Here is a 553-nt window from a genome sequence, read left to right on the forward strand (position 1 = left end):
ACATCGCCTTCAAATTGAAAAAGTAATGCAAAGTTTGAAGTTTTTGCTCCGTCTACCTCTGTTTGAACTCCGTCTGTTTCGTCTAACACTTCACCCAAAATATCAACTAAGAAAGCGTCAGGCACTTTTGCAAGTGTTAGTGTCCCTTCATAACTTGAAGTTCCTGGTGCTGAGTAATAGACTTCATTGTCTGCTTCAAAACTTACTAACTCAGCTTTACTTTCCAAGCTAATTTCTACAGCGCCACGAATCGCTGTCGGTTTAGCATAAACAACCTTACCCGTTTGGTCAATTGTCATTTTTGAGTAATGTACATTTTTAAGTCCATAAACGACTTTATTTTCTTGTGTTGCCATTTTTTAATTCTCCATTTTCTATTTTTTATTTTAAATTAGTTGCAATTTCATGTATTCTTCGTCTTCTGGTGCTATAGTCCAATCAGTTTTTTCGCCAAATTCGATTTTAGTTTTATTGATTAAGATGGATGACGGTGTTTGTTTATAGCTATATGTTCTTATATATCTGGCTTTTCTTAAAATTTCAAATGTTTTGC

The 553-nt window shown here is 34.2% G+C and carries 1 protein-coding gene; it reads right to left on the bottom strand.

Annotation, left to right across the window (positions count from 1 at the left end; translation table 11 throughout):
• Nucleotides 1-356, bottom strand: a 356-nt coding sequence (locus LRA01S_RS10685) for a major tail protein (protein WP_373279985.1), incomplete at its 3' end; no start/stop codon positions are given.
• Between the last annotated feature and the right edge of the window lie 197 nt (nucleotides 357-553).

This window comes from Pseudolactococcus raffinolactis NBRC 100932, from assembly GCF_001591765.1.
GTDB classification, from domain to species: Bacteria; Bacillota; Bacilli; order Lactobacillales; family Streptococcaceae; genus Pseudolactococcus; species Pseudolactococcus raffinolactis.